We start from the raw sequence: 18007 nt of genomic DNA on the forward strand, positions 1-18007 counted from the left end.
GAAGCGGTAGCGCAGGGGGAGCGGTAGCCGCCGGCGGCGGCGGGCCGAACAGCGGTCCGCTGGGGTGGGTCACCGGGTGTCCGGCGCGGTGTGGTCCCGGCCGGGCGCGGGCTGGTGGGGGACGGGACCCCGGTGCGGGTCCGCAGCCGGGGTGAGGGCCTGGTCGGCCGGCCCGGCGGGCCAGGGGATCTCCGGGGACGGATGGAACGTGATGCCGGCGGCGTGCCAGCGTGGGCCGTGGCCGGCCAGCCGGGCCCGCAGGCCCGCCCAGCTCCGGGTCGACGGCGCGGACCAGGCCAGCTCGGCCAGGGCGGGCAGGCGGGGAAACAGCAGGAACTCGATCTCGGCCAGTGAGGTGACCGACTCGGTCCAGAGCGGGGCCTCCACGCCCAGCACCGCCTCGGCGGGGACGCCGGTCAGGTGGGTCGCCGGGTCCCAGTGGTACGCGCGGTGCACGTCGATCAGGCCCGCCCAGTCGTGCCCGATGGGGGTGTCCGGGGCGTATTTCATGTCCAGGTAGGCGTGGTTGCCGGGGGAGAGGATCACCCGGGCGCCCCGGCGTACCGCCTCGGCCACCGCCGGGTCGTCGCCGTCGGTGCCCCACCACTGCAGCACCCGCCCGTCGACCTGCCCGGCGGGGGCGATCTGGTGCCAGCCGACCACGGTGCGGCCCAGCCCGGCGACGATCCGCTGGGCCCGCTCCACGAACCCGGTGTACGCCGCCCCCTTGACCTTGTACGCCTCGTCGCCGCCGATGTGCAGCCACGGCCCGGGGGTCAGCGCCGCCAACTCGCCGAGCACGTCGGCGACGAAGTCGTACGTGCGCTCGTTCGTGGGGTCGACGTAGCTGAAGCCGACCTCGGTGCCGGTGTACGGCGGCGGCGCGACCCCGTCCGGGGCCAGCTCGGGGTACGCGACGAGGGCCGCGTTGGTGTGACCGGGCAGGTCCACTTCGGGGACGACGGTGACGTGCCGCCGGGCGGCGTGACCGACGATGCGCCGGTAGTCGGCGGCGGTGTACCAGCCGCCGGGGCCGCCGCCCACCGCGGTACGCCCGCCGACGGTCGCCAGCCGGGGCCAGGAGTCGACCGCGATCCGCCAGCCCTGGTCGTCGGTGAGGTGCAGGTGCAGGTGGTTGAGCTTGTACCGGGCGAGGTGGTCGATCACCCGGCAGACGTCCTCGACGCCGAAGAAGTGCCGTGCCACGTCGAGCATCGCGCCCCGGTAGGGGAAGCGGGGCCGGTCGACGATGCTGCCGCCGGGCACCACCCAGTGCTGCGCCACCGGGGTCCGGCTCTCCACGGCCGCCGGCAGCAGTTGCCGCAGCGTCTGCACGCCGTGGAACAGGCCGGTGGCGGTGCCGGCGGTGATCCGTACCGTGTCGGGGTCGATGTCGAGCCGGTAGCCCTCGGCGTCGCCGGACACCGTCGCCACCGGGCCGTGTGGTGCGGCGGCGGAGAGGGTGAGCTGGAGCGGGCCCGGGGCGGGCGGCAGGTCGGCGACCGGGAGCGGGTAGCCGGTGGCCGGGCGGAGCAGCTCGGCGAGGTGGTCGGCGACCGCCCGGGCGTCCGCGTCGGCGCTGACCCGGATCGCCGCGTCGGCGGCCAGGACGAAGTCGGCGGCCGGTCGCGGCCGGACCGACGCGGGCGCCGGCACCACGTCGCCCAGGCCGATGGTCGGCGGGGTGAGCAGCCGTCCGGCGGCCTGCGTGGCGCTGCGCGCCAGCGCGCCCGCAGCCGGCGTGACGGCGCGCGCGACGCCGGTACGTGGGGTACGCGACACGGGGCGGCTCCAAGGGGTGTATTCGCGAGGGATATGGCAAAGGTCAGGTTTGGCGCAACGGGTGACGTCAAGAGTACGAGGGGGAACCGGAATTGCGTGATCGTGCTCGTGGAAGCGTTCCCAGAAACCCGCGTGAACGCGGATAGTCGGGACGGCTGTGCCTATTGTCACCGAACGGTCCCAGCCCGCCTGATGTTCGCTTAACCTTCGCCCACCGAACGCTGACCAGGCTGGATATCCGGTGGTCGGCCCCGGGGTAAGTCAGAACTGAACCTTCGTTAAGTGTCAATTCCGGCGCGCGTGGGAGGCTTCTGGTGACAGCGCACGAGACGGACAAGTACGTCTACGACTTCGCCGAGGGCAACAAGGATCTCAAGGACCTGCTCGGTGGAAAGGGTGCCAATCTCGCCGAGATGACCAATCTCGGCCTGCCGGTGCCACCGGGCTTCACCATCACCACCCGGGCGTGTCAGGCGTACCTGGCGACCGGGCGGGAACCGGACGGGCTGGCCGGGCAGATCGAGGCCCACCTGGAGGCGCTGGAACGCGCGATGGGCCGCCGCCTCGGCGATCCGCAGGACCCGCTGCTGGTCTCGGTACGCTCCGGGGCCCGGTTCTCGATGCCCGGCATGATGGAGACCGTCCTCAACGTCGGGCTCAACGACCGCAGCGTCGTAGGACTGAGCGACCAGGCAGGGCAGAACGACCGGTTCGCCTGGGACTCCTACCGCCGGCTCATCCAGATGTTCGGCAAGACCGTCTGCGAGGTACCGGGCGAGGAGTTCGAACACGCCCTCGACGAGGCCAAGCGGGCCAAGGGCACGCACGACGACCTCGACCTGGACGCCGACGACCTGCGCGGGCTCGTCGAGACGTACAAGAAGATCTTCGCCAAGCACACCGGACGGGAGTTCCCGCAGGAGCCGCGTGAGCAGCTCGACCTGGCCATCCGGGCGGTCTTCGCGTCGTGGAACGCCGAGCGGGCGATCCTCTACCGCCGCCAGGAGCGCATCCCCGCCGACCTGGGCACCGCCGTCAACGTGGTGGCGATGGTCTTCGGCAACCTCGGGCCCGACTCCGGCACCGGAGTCGCCTTCACCCGCGACCCGGGCAGCGGCGCGCAGGGCATCTACGGCGACTACCTGGCCAACGCCCAGGGCGAGGACGTCGTCGCCGGCATCCGCAACACCGTGCCGTTGCAGGACCTGGAACGGCTCGACAAGACCTCCTACGACCAGCTGCTCGACATCATGGCCCGGCTGGAGGGGCACTACCGGGACCTCTGCGACATCGAGTTCACCATCGAGCGCGGCAAGCTCTGGATGCTCCAGACCCGGGTCGGCAAGCGCACCGCCGCCGCCGCGTTCGTCATCGCCGGTCAGCTCGTCGACGAGGGCCTGATCGACCTCGACGAGGCGCTACACCGGGTCAACGGCGCGCAGCTCGCCCAGCTCATGTTCCCCCGCTTCCAGCTCGACCACGGGATCGAGGCGGTCGCCCGGGGTATCGGGGCCTCCCCGGGTGCCGCGTCCGGCGCGGTGGTCTTCACCTCCGCCCGCGCGGTCGAGCTGGCCGGCGAGGGGAAGTCGGTGATCCTGGTCCGCCGGGAGACCAACCCCGACGACCTCAACGGCATGATCGCCGCCCAGGGCATCCTCACCTCGCGCGGCGGCAAGACCAGCCACGCCGCCGTGGTGGCCCGGGGCATGGGCAAGACCTGCGTCTCCGGGGCCGACGAGATCGAGGTCGACGTGCCGGCCAAGCGGTTCACCGTCGGCGGGCGCACCGTCTCCGAGGGTGACGTCGTCTCCATCGACGGCACCACCGGCAAGGTCTACCTGGGCGAGGTGCCGGTCACGCCGTCGGAGGTGGTGCAGTACTTCGAGGGCACCCTCGACCCGGAGCGGACCGACGACGCGCTGGTCCGGGCCGTACACCGGATCATGACGCACGCCGACGCGCGGCGGCGGCTGGCCGTGCGGACGAACGCCGACACCGGGGCGGACGCGGCCCGGGCCCGGCGCTTCGGCGCCGAGGGCATCGGCCTGTGCCGCACCGAGCACATGTTCCTCGGCGACCGGCGGGAACTGGTCGAACGGCTGATCCTCGCCGCCACCGACGTCGACCGCACCGACGCGCTCGCCGCTCTGCTGCCCCTACAGCGCCAGGACTTCGTGGAGATCTTCCGCGAGATGGCCGGACTGCCCGTCACCGTCCGGTTGATCGACCCGCCGCTGCACGAGTTCCTGCCCCCGCTGGAACAGCTCGCGGTCAACGTCGCCGTCGCCCAGGAACGCGGCGAGGACGTCGCCAAGGAGGAGGCGCTGCTCGCCGCCGTCCGGCGGATGCACGAGGAGAACCCGATGCTCGGCCTGCGCGGCGTGCGCCTCGGCCTGGTCATCCCCGGCCTGTTCGCGATGCAGGTCCGCGCGATCGCCGAGGCCGCCGTCGCGGTCACCCGCGACGGCGGCACGGCCTGCCCGGAGATCATGGTCCCGCTGGTCGGCGCGGTCCAGGAACTGGAGACGGTACGCGCCGAAGCCGAGAAGATCATCGCCGAGGTGGTCGGGGACAGCGGCGTCCAGGTGCTGATCGGCACCATGATCGAGGTACCCCGGGCGGCGCTGACCGCCGGCCAGATCGCCGAGGCGGCGCAGTTCTTCTCCTTCGGCACCAACGACCTCACCCAGATGGGCTGGGGCTTCTCCCGCGACGACGTCGAGGGCGCGTTCTTCTGGCGCTACCTGGAACTGGGCATCTTCGGCATCTCCCCGTTCGAGTCGATCGACCGCGACGGCGTCGGCCGGCTCATCCGGATCGCCGCCGAGGAGGGCCGGGCCGCCCGACCCGGGCTCAAGCTCGGCGTCTGCGGCGAACACGGCGGCGACCCCGACTCGGTGCACTTCTTCCACGAGGTGGGGCTGGACTACGTCTCCTGCTCGCCGTTCCGGGTGCCGGTCGCCCGGCTGGAGGCCGGCCGGGCCGCCATCGAGACCACCGGCTCCGACAGCCGCTGACCGCCCGCGACGCCCACCGGCCCACCGCCGGTGGGCGTCACGCGGCGTCGGTGCCCGGCCGGGTCGCGGGGTTCCCGGTGCGCGCGCCCTGCGGCGCGGCGCGGCGTAACCTGGGCTCCCGCGACCATGGGGTACGACGTGGAGGGGAGGCCGGATGGTGGAACCGCCCACCCGACCACCAGGCGTCGAGGGGAACCCGGCCGACGCGCAGCGGTGGGTCGAGGAGACGCCCAAGGACACCGGCCACGGCCGATCCCCGTACGAGCGGGACCGGGCCCGGGTGCTGCACTCGGCGGCGTTCCGGCGGCTCGCCGCGAAGACCCAGGTGCACGTCGCCGGCACCGACGACTTCCTGCGTACCCGGTTGACCCACTCGCTGGAGGTGGCCCAGATCGCCCGGGAGATGGGGGCCCGGCTCGGCTGCGACCCCGACCTGGTGGACACCGCCGGGCTGGCCCACGACCTCGGGCACCCGCCGTTCGGGCACAACGGCGAGGACACCCTCGACGGGCTCGCCGCATCCTGCGGCGGCTTCGAGGGCAACGCGCAGACCCTGCGGGTGCTCACCCGGCTGGAGGCGAAGGTGCTCGCCCCGGACGGCAGCCCGGCCGGGCTCAACCTCACCCGCGCCGCGCTCGACGCGGTCAGCAAGTACCCGTGGCCCCGCCGCCCCGGGCTGCGCAAGTTCGGCGTGTACGGCGACGACCGCCCGGTCTTCGACTGGCTGCGCGCCGGCAGCCCCGCCCCGGTCCTACCCGGCTCTGGTCAGCCCGGTGACCCGTCCGGCGGGGCCCGCCGCTGCCTGGAGGCGCAGGTGATGGACTGGGCCGACGACGTGGCGTACTCGGTGCACGACGTCGAGGACGGCATCCACGGCGGCTACGTCTCGCTGCGTCCCCTCCTGCACGACCCGGACGAACGCGCCGCGCTCTGCGTCGACGTGGCCGCCGTCTACTCCGGGGAGTCCCCGGACGACCTCGGCGGGGTGCTCGTCGAGTTGCTCGCCGACCCGGTGCTCACCCCGCTTGCCGGGTACGACGGCAGCCACCGCGCCCAGGTCGCGCTCAAGGCCACCACCAGCGTGCTCACCGGCCGGTTCGTGGCGACCGTGGTCGGGGCGACCCGGGACCGCTTCGGCCCCGGCCCACACCACCGCTACGCCGCCGACCTGGTCGTGCCGCGCCGGATCAGGGCGCAGTGCGCCCTGCTCAAGGGCATCGCCTGGCGGTACGTCATGTGCCGCCCGGACGCCCGCGCCCGCTACCAGCGTCAGCGGGAGGTCCTCACCGAACTGGTCACCGTGCTCGCCGACCGCGCCCCGGACGCCCTCGACCCGGTCTTCGCCCCCCTGTGGCGGCAGGCCGGGGACGACCCCGCCCGGCTGCGCGTCGTCATCGACCAGGTCGCCTCCCTCACCGACCCCGCCGCCCTGACCTGGCACACCCACCTCACCTGAACACCGGCTCCCCACTCTCCCCACCCTCCCTGCTCTCCCCGCCTCCCGGCCGCCCTTGACCGGCGCCCCCGTCCCGCCGGGCCGCTCGCACCCGTCCCCGCCGCTCGCTCCCGCCGCTCGCTCCCGCCGCTCGCTCCCGGTGATCAAGAGATTTGCGTCAGTTGATCAAGAGGTTTGCGTCAAAGTTGATCGCTGAATTGACGCAAACCTCTTGATCACCGGGGAGGTTGACGCAAACCTCTTGATCACCGCGGAGCGGAGCGGAGGAGCGGGGGTGGGGGTGAGGGCGCGGACGGGTGAGGAGTGGAGGCTGGTGGGGTGGGGGAGGGAGGGGGGTGGGGAGTTAGGGTAACCTTAGTTTTATGGCGGAGCGCTCCAAGATGGTTACTGCGGCTCGGGTGGTGCGGACCGGACGGCCCACCCCGCACCTGGTCCGGCTCGTTCTCGGTGGGGAGGAGTTGGCCGGGCTGCCGGTGGGGGAGTTCACCGACCACTACGTCAAGCTGGTCTTCCCGCCCGACGGGGTGGAACTGCCGAGGCCGTTGGACCTGACGGCGGTCAAGCGGGAGCTGCCCCGGGAGCAGTGGCCCCGGCTGCGCGCGTACACGGTGCGGGCCTGGGATGCGGCGGCCGGTGAGCTGACCATCGACGTGGTGCACCACGGGGACGAGGGGTTGGCGGGGCCCTGGGCGGCGCGGCTGCGTCCCGGCGACGAGGTGCTGTTCGTCGGCCCGGGTGGAGCGTACGCGCCGGACCCGACGGCCGACTGGCACCTGCTGGTGGGCGACGAGAGCGCCCTGCCGGCGATCGGTGCCGCGCTGGAGCGGCTGCCCGAGGGCGCCCCGGCGGTCGTCCTGGTCGAGATCGCCGACCCGGCCGACGAGCAGGTGTTGCCCAGCCCCGGCGCGGTGGCGCTGACCTGGCTGCACCGGGCCGGCCGACCGGTCGGCGAGGCACTGGTCGCGGCTGTCCGGGAGCTGGAGTTCCCGCCCGGTCGGGTGCACGCGTTCGTGCACGGCGAGGCCACCTTCGTCAAGGAGTTGCGGCGGCTGCTGCGGGTCGAGCGGTCGGTGCCCCGGGAGGCGCTGTCCATCTCCGGCTACTGGCGGCAGGGCATGGACGACGAGGGCTGGCGCTCCACCAAGCCGGACTGGAACCGGCAGGTCGAGGCCGAGGAGGCCGCCGCCGTCGGCTGAGCGGGGTGATCCGGATCGGTCGTCGCCGCGTGCGGGCACGTAACGACGACACCCGGGGCGTGCGGCTAACGACCTCGGCCCTCCACGGGGCGTGGAAATGGGCGTAAACCGCCTGCTGCCGGCCCGCTGGCCGGGACGATACGACCATGGCTGAACGGGCGCGGGACGTCGGTAGGCGGGCGGGTGGCCGGCCCGACCCGGTGGTGCTCGCCCTGGGTGTCGGCGGGGTGCTGGCGGTCGTGCTCTGGGGGGTGTCCGCGCGCGGTTCGCTTGCCGACTTCGGCGAGTCCGGACTGGCCTGGGTGATCGGCACCTTCGGCTGGTTCTTCGTCGTCGCGGCGGACGCCTTCCTGGTGCTCGCGGTGGCCGTCGCGGCCTCCCGGTACGGCCGGATCCGGCTGGGCGCCGACGACGAGCAGCCGGAGTTCAACACGCTGGCCTGGGTCGCCATGATGTTCAGCGCGGGGATGGGCATCGGTCTGGTCTTCTTCGCGGTGGCCGAGCCGATCCAGCACTACGCCACGCCGCCGCCGGCGACCGGAATCGCGGCGCAGACCCCGGCTGCCGGGGCGGCGGCCATGCAGTACACGCTCTTCCACTGGACGCTGCACCCGTGGGGCATCTACGCCGTCACCGCGCTGGCGCTGGCGTACTCGACCTTCCGGCGGGGGCGGGACAACCGGATCTCGGCCGCGTTCCGCCCGCTGCTCGGCGCGCGGGCCGACGGGGTGGCCGGTCGGGCCGTCGACCTGCTCGCCGTCTTCGCCACGGTCTTCGGTTCGGCCACCAGCCTCGGGCTCGGCGCGCTCCAGGTGGCCGCCGGTCTGGACCTGGTGGCCGGCGTACCGGACACCCGGGCGGTGGAACTGACGGTGATCGGCGCGCTCACCCTGGCCTTCGTCGTCTCGGCCTTCTCCGGCCTGCACCGGGGGGTCAAGTGGCTGTCCACCACCAACGTCCTGCTGGCCGTGCTGCTGATGATCTTCGTGTTCGTGGTGGGGCCGACGATCTACACGCTGGAGGTGCTGCCCGCGTCGGTCGGTGACTACCTCAGCCGCCTGGTGTTCATGTCCACCCGTACCGGCGCGTTCTCCGACCCGGCCTGGCTCGGGTCCTGGACGATCTTCTACTGGGCCTGGTGGATCTCCTGGGCGCCGTTCGTCGGCACCTTCATCGCGCGCATCTCGCGCGGGCGGACCGTACGTCAGTTCCTGGTCGGGGTCCTGCTGGTGCCCAGCGGGGCCAGCGCGATCTGGTTCGCGATCATGGGCGGCAGCGCCCTGCGTACCCAGGCCAGCGGCACCCGCGACCTGGTGGCGGACGTCGGGGCGGGCAGCGAGCAGGCGCTGTTCGGGCTGCTGGACGCGCTGCCGCTGGGGACCGTCACCAGCGTGTTGGCCATGGTGCTCATCGCGCTCTACTTCGTGACCAGCGCCGACTCGGCGTCGCTGGTGCTGGGGTCGCTCAGCTCGGGTGGCGCGCTGCGCCCGCACCGCGTACTCGTGGTGCTCTGGGGGGTGCTGATCGGGGCGGTCGCCGCCGCGCTGCTGCTCGCCGGGGGCCTGGCCGCACTGCAACAGGCGACCATCATGGTGGCGCTGCCGTTCGTGGTGGTGATGCTCGGGCTCGCCGTGGCGCTCCTGCGCGACCTGGCCCGGGACCCGACGGTCAACCCGCACCCGGACCGGGACCGCCGGTCCGGGCTGGCCGCCGCCGTGCGGGCCGCCCGGTCGTACGACGAGGAGGACGCGCCTCCGGTCACCCGCTGGCTGCACCGTCCTCCCCGCTGAGCCGGGCGTTCGCCACCCGCCCGTCCCCCGCCCGACGGATCGTCGGTCCGGCAGGGCAGGATGGAGGGCCGAGGGGGTGGCACCGCATGGCTGGGCGGATCCGGGACGAGGACATCGCGTTGGTCCGCGAGCGCACCTCCATCGCCGAGGTGATCTCGGACACGGTGACCCTCAAGTCGGCAGGTGGCGGCAACCTCAAGGGGCTGTGCCCGTTCCACGACGAGAAGAGCCCGTCGTTCAACGTCTCGCCGGCCCGCAACGTCTTCTACTGCTTCGGCTGCGGCGTCGGCGGCGACGCGATCAAGTTCCTGATGGACGCCGAGCATCTCACCTTCGTCGAGTCCGTCGAGCGGCTCGCCGACCGCGCCGGCATCCAGCTCCGGTACGTCGAGAACGACCAGTCGGCCCCCCGGGCCCGCCCGCAGCAGGGGCAGAAGCAGCGGCTGGTCGCCGCGCACGCCGCCGCCGTGGAGTTCTACCAGGCGCAGCTCACCACGGCCGGCGCGCGTCCGGCGCGGGAGTTCCTGGCCCGGCGCGGTTTCGACCGGGCCGCCGCCCAGCGGTACGGCTGCGGCTTCGCCCCGGACGCCTGGGACCTGCTCACCAAGCACCTGCGCCAGCAGGGGTTCACCCACGACGAGCTGGTCACCGGCGGGTTGTCCCGGCCGTCGCGCTCGGGCACCCTGATCGACAGGTTCCGCCGCCGGCTGATGTGGCCGATCCGGGACATCGCCGGTGACGTGATCGGCTTCGGGGCACGGAAACTCTTCGACGACGACGACGGCCCGAAGTACCTGAACACCCCCGAGACGCCGATCTACAAGAAGTCGCACGTGCTCTACGGCATCGACCAGGCCAAACGGGAGATCGCCAAGCAGGGCCGGGTGGTCGTGGTCGAGGGCTACACCGACGTGATGGCCTGCCACCTGGCCGGGGTGCCGACCGCCGTGGCGACCTGCGGCACCGCCTTCGGCGCGGACCACATCGGCGTGCTGCGCCGGCTGCTGCTCGACACCGACGCGGTGGCCGGTGAGGTGATCTTCACGTTCGACGGGGACGCCGCCGGGCAGAAGGCCGCGCTGCGTGCCTTCGAGGACGACCAGCGCTTCGTCGGGCGTACCTTCATCGCGGTCAGCCCGGACAACATGGACCCGTGCGACCTGCGGTTGGCAAAGGGTGACCTGGCGATCCGTGACCTGGTGGCCCGCCGCGAGCCGCTCGTCGACTTCGCCCTCCGGCACGTCATCAACCGCTACGACCTGGACACGGTGGACGGCCGGGTGGAGGCGATGCGCCGGGCCGCGCCCCTGGTTGCCAAGATCAAGGACCTGGAGAAGCGTCCCGAGTACGTCCGCAAGCTCGCCGGTGACCTCGGCATGGAGATCGAGCCGGTGCAGCGTGCGGTGCTGGCCGCCGCCAACTCCCCCGGCGAACGGGAGGGGGCCGCCCCGCCCCGGGGCCGGAGCCGTACCGCCGTGCCCGCCGTGGACAGTCCGGAGTCGATGGTCGAGCGGGAGGCGTTGAAGCTCGCTCTCCAGGAGCCGGTCCTCGCCGGCCCGATGTTCGACGCGGTCGGGGCCGCCGAGTACCGGCACCCGGTGCACGTCGCGGTGCGTACCGCGATCGCGGCGGCGGGCGGGGTGGCCGTCGCGGCCGGCGGCGCGGTGTGGATCGAGGCGGTCCGGGACGCCTGCGCCGACCTGGCCGCCCAGGCACTGGTCGGCGAACTGGCCGTGGAGCCGCTGCGGCTCGACGGCGAGCCCGACCCGAGGTACGTCTCGATCACCATGGCCCGGTTGCAGTGGGGCTCGGTGACCGCCCGGATCAGGGACCTCAAGTCCAAGATCCAGCGGATCAACCCGGTCACCCAGAAGGACGAGTACTTCGCCCTGTTCGGGGAACTGCTCTCGCTGGAACAGCACGCGCGGGCCCTGCGCGAGCAGGCCGCAGGAGGACTCTGATGGGACTGTTCGGCCGCAAGCCCAAGCTGCCGTCCGCCGTCCGCCCGCCCCTGGCCGCCGGTGAACGCGTCCTGGCCTGGGCCGCCACGGGTAACGGCAGCAGTAACGGCGCACCGCCCGCCGACCGGGTGTCCGCCGTCGACGAGGCGTCGCCCGCCGAGGGCACGTCGGCCGGTGCCGGTGCCGGTGCGTCGGTCGGCGCCGGTGGCGGGGTGCTGGTGGCCACGAACCTCGGGCTCTGGCTGCCGGGCCGGGGACAGCGGTTGGGCTGGCACGACATCCTCAAGGCCGTCTGGTCCGGGCGGGAGTTGACGGTCACCCCGGCCGCGACGGTTGCCGAGCGGGACGGCTACCTGGTGGTCGCCGACGGTCCCGCCGAGACGTACCTGCTGCTCGATCCGGGTGACCTGCCGCACCAGGTGCGGGCCCGGGTGACCCGCTCGGTGGCGTACACCCAGCAGCACCCGGTGCCCGGCGGCTCGGGGCGGATCGCGGCCCGGCGGGTGGCCGGGGCCGACGGTCTGACCTGGACGGTCCGCTACGACCCCGGCACCCCGGTCGACGCCGACGACGTACGCGCCGAAACCGACCAGCTCGTCGCCGCCGCCCGCGCCGCCACCGCCCCCGCCGACCTCTGAGCCCTCGGCGTGGTCGTGGGGTGGAGATCGCGCTCAGTCGGCGACATAGCGGTATCACCGCGACCTGATGCCGCTGTATCGACCCCGCTGAGTCGATCATGATTTGCCGCGACGGATCTTGGTGGCAAATGGCCCCCGGGAGGGCCGAAGACCTCCAGATCCCCACGCAACCGTGCGTCAGCGGTCGACGGGGTCAGGTGTGCCGGGGTGGTCGGGTCACCGGGACCGTGCCCAGGTGACGATGCGGTCGGTGAGGCCGGGTGGCGCGACACCGTCGTGCAGGCTGGCGAGGTCGTCCATGGCTTCGCCCAACAGCAGGCCCAGGTAGACCAGCAGGGCGGTGCGATCCTCGCGGTACTCCCCGAGCAGCGCCAGCCGGGCCGGCGAGCACGGCCAGGCCGCCCCGCACACCCGGCAACGCCAGGAGGGGCGGGCGGCCACGTGGGGGCGGTACCGGGGCATCAGCGCCGCCCCGGCCGGCCGGCACGGGGGCCGGGGTGCCCCGGGAATCCGTAGCGCGATCCGAGAACCTGTCGCATGGTCGAGCCTCCGTCGATGCTGGAGGGGAGCGCCCGCCGACGACACCGACGGACGCTCCCGGCCTGGTTCCGCCCACCGTCCGATCCCGGGAGCGGTCCCGCTGGGTGACAGTCTGTTGATGGCCCGGCTACGGTGGGAGGTCCGCCGTGCCGACGACGCAGGCGTGGACCGGTCGAGCCGGGGCGGTCCGACAATGTACGGAGGCTGTCTGGTGGAACGCTCGTCCATGCTGGACCACTTCGCGGAGGAACTGCGGCTCACCCGGGCCGGCCACGGCATGTCCCAGGCGGCGCTGGCCGAGGCGCTGAGCTATTCGGGCGCACTCGTCGCCAAGGTGGAGACCTGCGAACGCCGGCCGAGCCTGGACTTCGCCCGCCGCTGCGACACGGTGTTCACCACCGACGGCCGCTTCGAACGAATCCAACGCCGGATCAGCCGGGAAACCGTGGTGCCCTGGGCACGGGACTGGACGGCAGTGGAAGCGGAGGCGCGGGCGTTCCGTTGGTTCGAGCCGCTCTATGTTCCCGGCCTGCTTCAGACCGAAGAATATGCCCGAGCCATCCTGGTCGGGGCCGGGCTGTTCGGCGTCGACGAAATCGAACAACAGGTGGCCACGCGAATCGAGCGCCAGGTAGTGCTCACCCGGGACCGGCCGCCGCTGCTCACCGCCGTCATCGACGAGTACGTGTTGCGCCGCAATGTCGGTCAGCCGGAGGTCATGTGTCAGCAGTTGCAGCACCTGGTGAAGCTCGGCACGACGTTGCCGCGAGTCCGTATCCAGGTGGTTCCACTGTCCGCCGGTGCCTATCCCGGACTTGACGGCCCTTTCGTCATTGCCACCTCGCCCACTGGTGAGGACGTCGTCTACCTGGAAGGACAGCGCCACGGGCAGGTGGTCGACCGCACCGATTACCTACGCGAGGTGGTTGAGGTATGGGAGTCGATCCGTGGTGAGACACTTTCCCAGCAGCAGTCCATCGAGTTGATAGGGGAGGTGGCGGAAACATGGACCTGAACGGTGTCCGGTGGCGCAAGAGCACCCGTAGCAATGGCGGTGGCGGGGCCTGCGTCGAGGTGGCTGACAACCTATCCGGCGTGGTGATGGTGCGGGATTCCAAGGACCCGGGTGGGCCGGTGCTGGCCTTCGACCCGTACGCCTGGCGGGCATTCGTCGGCGCAACGGCGAGAAGGGCTTAGTGGGCCGGCGGCCCGATCCCGGGTCGTTGCACGCGCGCCCGGCGGCGGGGGAGTGCCTGTCGTCACCTCTGCCGCTGCCCGGTGGTTAGGCGGCGGCTGTGGCGGGGCATGTCGGAGGGCGACATCCGCAGATCCCCGAGGAGGGGCGATGGCCTCCGACGAGACCCACGCCGACCGCGACGACGCGGCCACCGTGACCGCAGCCCGGCACGACCGGGACCGGTCGGGTGACCGGCGCTCCGGTGACCGCCCGTCGGGTGAGCCCGGGTCCGGCGACCGGCAGCGGGGCGACCGGCGGGAGGCCGACGCGCGTACCCGGCCGGTGGGTCCCGACGACGGCCCGGACAGCCCCACGGACCTGCACCGGGCGGACTGGAAGGCGGCGCTCAAGCGCACCGGGCGGGAGTTCCAGGAGGACAGCCTGACCGACTGGGCCGCCGCGCTGACCTACTACGGGGTGCTGTCGATCTTCCCCGGGATGCTGGTGTTGATCTCGATCCTTGGTCTGCTCGGCGAGCGGGCCACCAGCGGGGTCCGGGACACCGTCGGGCAGGTGGTGCCGGAGGAGAACATCCGCACCATCATCGAGACCGCGATCGACCAGGCCGGCCAGTCGGGTGGGTTGGCCAGTATCGCCGCGGTCATCGGTCTGGTCGCCGCGTTCTGGTCGGCCTCCGGCTACGTGGGCGCGTTCATGCGGGCCTCGAACAGCATCTACGACGTGCCGGAGGGGCGGCCGGTGTGGAAGACCCTGCCCATCCGGCTCGGGGTGACCGCCCTGGTGGGGGTGCTGCTGCTCGCCGCCGCAGTGATCGTGGTCTTCACCGGTGGCCTCGCCGAGCAGGCCGGCAGCGCCATCGGGTTGGGCTCGACGGCGGTCACGGTGTGGAACATCGCCAAGTGGCCGGTGCTGCTGGTGCTGGTCAGCCTGATGTTCGCGATCCTCTACTGGGCGTCGCCGAACGCCCGGCACGGCGGGTTCCGCTGGGTCAGCCCGGGTGGTGTGCTGGCGGTGCTGCTCTGGCTGCTGGTCTCCGGCCTGTTCGCCCTCTACGTCGGCAACTTCGGGTCCTACAACAAGACCTACGGGGCGCTGGCCGGGGTGATCATCTTCCTGGTCTGGCTCTGGCTGAGCAACATCGCGATCCTGCTCGGTGCGGAGTTCGACGCCGAGTTGGAGCGGGGTCGGGCGATCGCCGCCGGCCACGACCCGGACGAGGAGCCGTACGTCGAGCTGCGCGACGACCGCAAGCTGCGCAAGAAGCGCAACGCCGCCCCCGGCCGCTGACCCCGCCTCCGGGAGGCCCGCCGGACCCACCGACCCCGCCCCGCCACGATCGAGCTGGCGGGGTGGGGTCTTGTCATGTCCGGGGGTGATCGGGTAGTGCTTCCCCCGCCCGTTCGGGGCCTGCGGGGAGGCGCTAGCCGGGCCCCGGTAGCAGGTCGTTGCGGAGATTTCTCGGTCTGTCAACCTTTTCTTGATCCACTAGTAGCTTTTGTTCGTTCGGACAAAAGTTGCCGGAGGAACGAACGAAGCTATGGACATGCGCCACGGAAGTCTCCTACTGTGTCGACCACAACACAACGGCGTGACGTCAATGTGAACCCTGAGGCGGAGGTGAGTCCCGTGCGGACGGCAGATCCCCTGCACGTGCAGCTGTTGCGGCTGCTCCGTGACGAGGGGCCAGCGTCCCGGGCCGAGCTGGGCGACCGGTTGCAGATGCCCCGGCCCCGGCTCCTCGCCGAGTTGGAACGGCTGGTCGGGCTGGGCCTGGTGGCCGAGGCCGGGCTGGCCGCCTCCCGGGGTGGCCGCCGGTCCACCCTGGTGGAGCTGAACCCGGACCTGCGGTTCGCCGGCATCGACATGGGTGCCAGTTCGATCGACGTCGAGGTGGTCAACGGGCGGCTCGAACCGGTCGCCGCGTACGCCGAGCCGGCCGACATCCGCTCCGGCCCGAAGGCCATCCTGCACCGGGTCAACGACCTGCTGCACAAGGCCCGGGTGGATGGGGCGTACGAGCGGCTCAACGGCGTCGGTATCGGCGTCCCCGGCCCGGTCAGCTTCCGCGACGGGGTGCCGGTCTCGCCGCCGATCATGCCGGGCTGGGACCGCTACCCGGTGCGCGAGCTGATCAGCCGTGAGCACGGGTGCCCGGCGGTGGTCGACAACGACGTGAACATCATGGCGATCGGCGAGCGGCACGGCGGGGTGGCCCACTCGGTCGACGACTTCCTCTTCGTCAAGATCGGCACCGGAATAGGGTGTGGGATCTACCTCAGCGGCGAGGTCTACCGGGGCACCGACGGCTGCGCCGGCGACATCGGACACATTCAGGCCGAGGCCGGCGGACCGGCCTGCACCTGCGGAAACGCCGGTTGTCTGGAGGCCGTGTTCAGCGGCGCGGCACTGGCCCGGGAAGCCGCCGTCGCGGCGCGTACCGGCACCTCGCCGGCGCTGGCCGAGCGGCTCGCCGCCCGGGGTGCGGTCTCCGCCCGCGACGTCGCCGAAGCGGCGATCGAGGGCGACGTCACCTGCATCCAGCTCATCCGCGACGGGGGCCGCCGGGTCGGGCAGGTGCTGGCCGGGCTGGTCAGCTTCACCAACCCGTCGATGATCGTCATCGGCGGCGGGCTGGCCCACCTCGGGCACATCCTGCTCGCCGAGATCCGCAGCGTGGTCTACCGCCGTTCGCTGCCGCTGGCCACCGGCAACCTGCCGGTCGTCCTGTCCGAGCTGGGACCGCGCGCCGGAGTGGCCGGCGCGGCCGTCCTCGCCAGCGACGTCGCCTTCGGGGAGGCATCATGAGCAAGCAACCGACCTCCCCCACCGGGGACAAGGCCGCCGCCGGGGACAAGGCCCCGCTGGTCGAGGCACCCGGCGACACCGTCGCCGGTGAGGTGGTGCTGCGGCTGACCGACGTGGTCAAGACGTTCCCCGGCGTCCGCGCCCTCGACGGTGTGCAGCTGGAGGTACGGGCCGGCGAGGTGCACTGCCTGCTCGGGCAGAACGGCGCCGGCAAGTCCACCCTGATCAAGGTGCTCGCCGGGGTGCACCGGCCCGACTCCGGTCAGGTGGAATGGCGTGGCGAACCGGCGCACTTCGCCAACCCGCAGGCCGCCATGCGTGCCGGCATCGCCACCATCTACCAGGAACTCGACCTGGTCGAGGACCTGTCGGTCGCCGAGAACGCCTTCCTCGGCCACGAGCCGAAGGTCGCCGGGTTCGTCAGGCGCGGGCTGATGGCCCGGCGTACCCGGGAGATCCTCACCCGGCTCGGCCACGGCGAGATCCCGCCCGGCCGGATGGTGCGCGCGCTGCCGGCCGCCGGCAAGCAGGTGGTCAGCATGGCCCGGGCGCTGTCCCACGAGGCCCGGCTGATCATCATGGACGAGCCGAGCGCGGTGCTGGCGCACGACGAGGTGGACAACCTGTTCCGGATCATCCGGGAACTCACCGCCCAGGGCATCGCGGTCATCTACATCTCGCACCGGATGGAGGAGATCCGCGAGATCGGCGACCGGGTCACCGTACTCAAGGACGGCCGGACCACCGCGGCGAACCTGCCGGCCCGGAACACCCCGACCGGCGACCTGGTCGCCCGGATGACCGGCCGGACCATCGAGTACGTCTTCCCGGACCGCCCGACCGCGCCCGCCACCGGCGAGGAGCTGCTCCGCGTCGAGCGGCTGACCCGGACCGGCGAGTTCGCCGACGTCTCGCTCAGCGTCCGTCCCGGCGAGATCGTCGGCATCGCCGGGCTGGTCGGCTCCGGCCGCTCGGAACTGCTGGAGACGATCTACGGGGCCCGGCGTGCCGAGTCCGGCACCATCACGATGGGCGGCCGGACCCTGCGGCCGGGCAGCGTCGGCGCGGCGGTCCGGGCCGGCATGGGCATGGCCCCCGAGGAACGCAAGAGCCAGGCGTTGCTGCTCGGCGAGCCGATCCACCGCAACGTCACCCTGGCGACCTTCACCCGGTACGCCCGCCTCGGCTTCACCAGCGCCGCGCGCGAGCGGGCCGAGGCGGAACGGATCGCCGACGACCTCCAGCTCCGGCCCAACGACGTGCGCCGGGCGGTACGCACCCTTTCCGGCGGCAACCAGCAGAAGGTGGTGGTCGGGCGCTGGCTGCTCGGCGACACCCGGTTGCTGCTGCTCGACGAGCCGACCCGGGGGGTGGACGTGGGCGCCCGTGCCGAGCTGTACCGGGTGATCCGTGGCCTGGCCGCCCAGGGGGTCGGCGTGCTGCTGGTCTCCAGCGAGGTGCCCGAGGTGCTCGGCCTGGCCGATCGGGTGCTGGTGATGCGGGAGGGCCGGATGGTGCGCGAGGCGCCCGCCGGCGAACTGGACGAGAACACCGTGCTCGACCTCGTCATGGCGGGGTCTCTGATGGAAGGCGCGCCGGCATGAGCGAGCGCAGTGGACATAAC

At 72.5% G+C, this 18007-nt stretch carries 13 protein-coding genes; 11 read left to right on the plus strand and 2 right to left on the minus strand.

Features of this window, described 5'->3' with window-relative positions; genetic code table 11:
- Window positions 1-69: 69 nt before the first annotated feature.
- Window positions 70-1782, minus strand: coding sequence for a beta-N-acetylhexosaminidase (locus tag ACN267_RS00380; RefSeq protein WP_421487648.1), 1713 nt, complete (start codon window positions 1780-1782; stop codon window positions 70-72).
- Window positions 1783-2096: 314 nt separating this feature from the next.
- Between ACN267_RS00380 and ppdK the strand changes: the two genes are divergently transcribed.
- The 6 genes from ppdK (at window position 2097) to ACN267_RS00410 (ending at window position 11840) form a co-directional block, all read left to right on the plus strand.
- The gene (gene ppdK / locus ACN267_RS00385) at window positions 2097-4799 is read left to right on the plus strand and encodes a pyruvate, phosphate dikinase (protein WP_421487649.1); all 2703 of its coding nucleotides are present in this window, start codon (window positions 2097-2099) and stop codon (window positions 4797-4799) included.
- A 154-nt stretch (window positions 4800-4953) separates the two neighbouring features.
- A complete protein-coding gene (locus ACN267_RS00390) occupies window positions 4954-6255 on the plus strand; it encodes a deoxyguanosinetriphosphate triphosphohydrolase (protein ID WP_421487650.1) in 1302 nt (433 codons plus the stop codon).
- 362 nt (window positions 6256-6617) lie between these two features.
- Window positions 6618-7451: a siderophore-interacting protein gene (locus tag ACN267_RS00395; RefSeq protein WP_421487651.1), complete on the plus strand. Its 834-nt coding sequence runs from the start codon at window positions 6618-6620 to the stop codon at window positions 7449-7451.
- A gap of 146 nt (window positions 7452-7597) precedes the next feature.
- Window positions 7598-9241 carry a BCCT family transporter gene (locus tag ACN267_RS00400; RefSeq protein ID WP_421487652.1) on the plus strand — a complete coding sequence of 548 codons (1644 nt, stop codon included), beginning with the start codon at window positions 7598-7600 and terminating at the stop codon, window positions 9239-9241.
- 86 nt (window positions 9242-9327) lie between these two features.
- On the plus strand, window positions 9328-11202 hold the full coding sequence (gene dnaG, locus ACN267_RS00405; protein ID WP_421487653.1) for a DNA primase: 1875 nt from the start codon (window positions 9328-9330) through the stop codon (window positions 11200-11202).
- The gene (locus ACN267_RS00410) at window positions 11202-11840 is read left to right on the plus strand and encodes a hypothetical protein (RefSeq protein ID WP_421487654.1); all 639 of its coding nucleotides are present in this window, start codon (window positions 11202-11204) and stop codon (window positions 11838-11840) included. Before dnaG ends, ACN267_RS00410 begins: the two co-directional genes overlap by 1 nt.
- 216 nt (window positions 11841-12056) lie before the next feature.
- On the opposite strand, the gene ACN267_RS00415 is transcribed toward ACN267_RS00410, so the two are convergent.
- Window positions 12057-12302 (minus strand): flavin reductase, encoded by a 246-nt coding sequence (locus tag ACN267_RS00415; RefSeq protein ID WP_204926328.1) that lies wholly within the window; start codon window positions 12300-12302, stop codon window positions 12057-12059.
- A 289-nt stretch (window positions 12303-12591) separates the two neighbouring features.
- On the opposite strand from ACN267_RS00415, the gene ACN267_RS00420 reads away from it, so the two are divergent.
- The 5 genes from ACN267_RS00420 (at window position 12592) to ACN267_RS00440 (ending at window position 17987) form a co-directional block, all read left to right on the plus strand.
- Window positions 12592-13395, plus strand: coding sequence for a helix-turn-helix domain-containing protein (locus ACN267_RS00420; protein WP_281895068.1), 804 nt, complete (start codon window positions 12592-12594; stop codon window positions 13393-13395).
- Window positions 13386-13577, plus strand: coding sequence for a DUF397 domain-containing protein (locus ACN267_RS00425; RefSeq protein WP_204959529.1), 192 nt, complete (start codon window positions 13386-13388; stop codon window positions 13575-13577). Before ACN267_RS00420 ends, ACN267_RS00425 begins: the two co-directional genes overlap by 10 nt.
- 148 nt (window positions 13578-13725) lie before the next feature.
- Window positions 13726-14865: a YihY/virulence factor BrkB family protein gene (locus ACN267_RS00430; RefSeq protein WP_421487655.1), complete on the plus strand. Its 1140-nt coding sequence runs from the start codon at window positions 13726-13728 to the stop codon at window positions 14863-14865.
- A gap of 339 nt (window positions 14866-15204) precedes the next feature.
- Window positions 15205-16383, plus strand: a complete 1179-nt coding sequence (locus ACN267_RS00435; RefSeq protein WP_204959527.1) for an ROK family transcriptional regulator — start codon at window positions 15205-15207, stop codon at window positions 16381-16383.
- A complete protein-coding gene (locus tag ACN267_RS00440) occupies window positions 16380-17987 on the plus strand; it encodes a sugar ABC transporter ATP-binding protein (protein ID WP_239485538.1) in 1608 nt (535 codons plus the stop codon). The genes ACN267_RS00435 and ACN267_RS00440 overlap by 4 nt, the downstream gene beginning before the upstream one ends.
- The last annotated feature ends 20 nt before the right edge of the window (window positions 17988-18007 follow it).

The sequence above is a fragment of the Micromonospora sp. WMMD734 genome (genome assembly GCF_049178975.1).
Taxonomy (GTDB): Bacteria; Actinomycetota; Actinomycetes; order Mycobacteriales; family Micromonosporaceae; genus Micromonospora; species Micromonospora wenchangensis.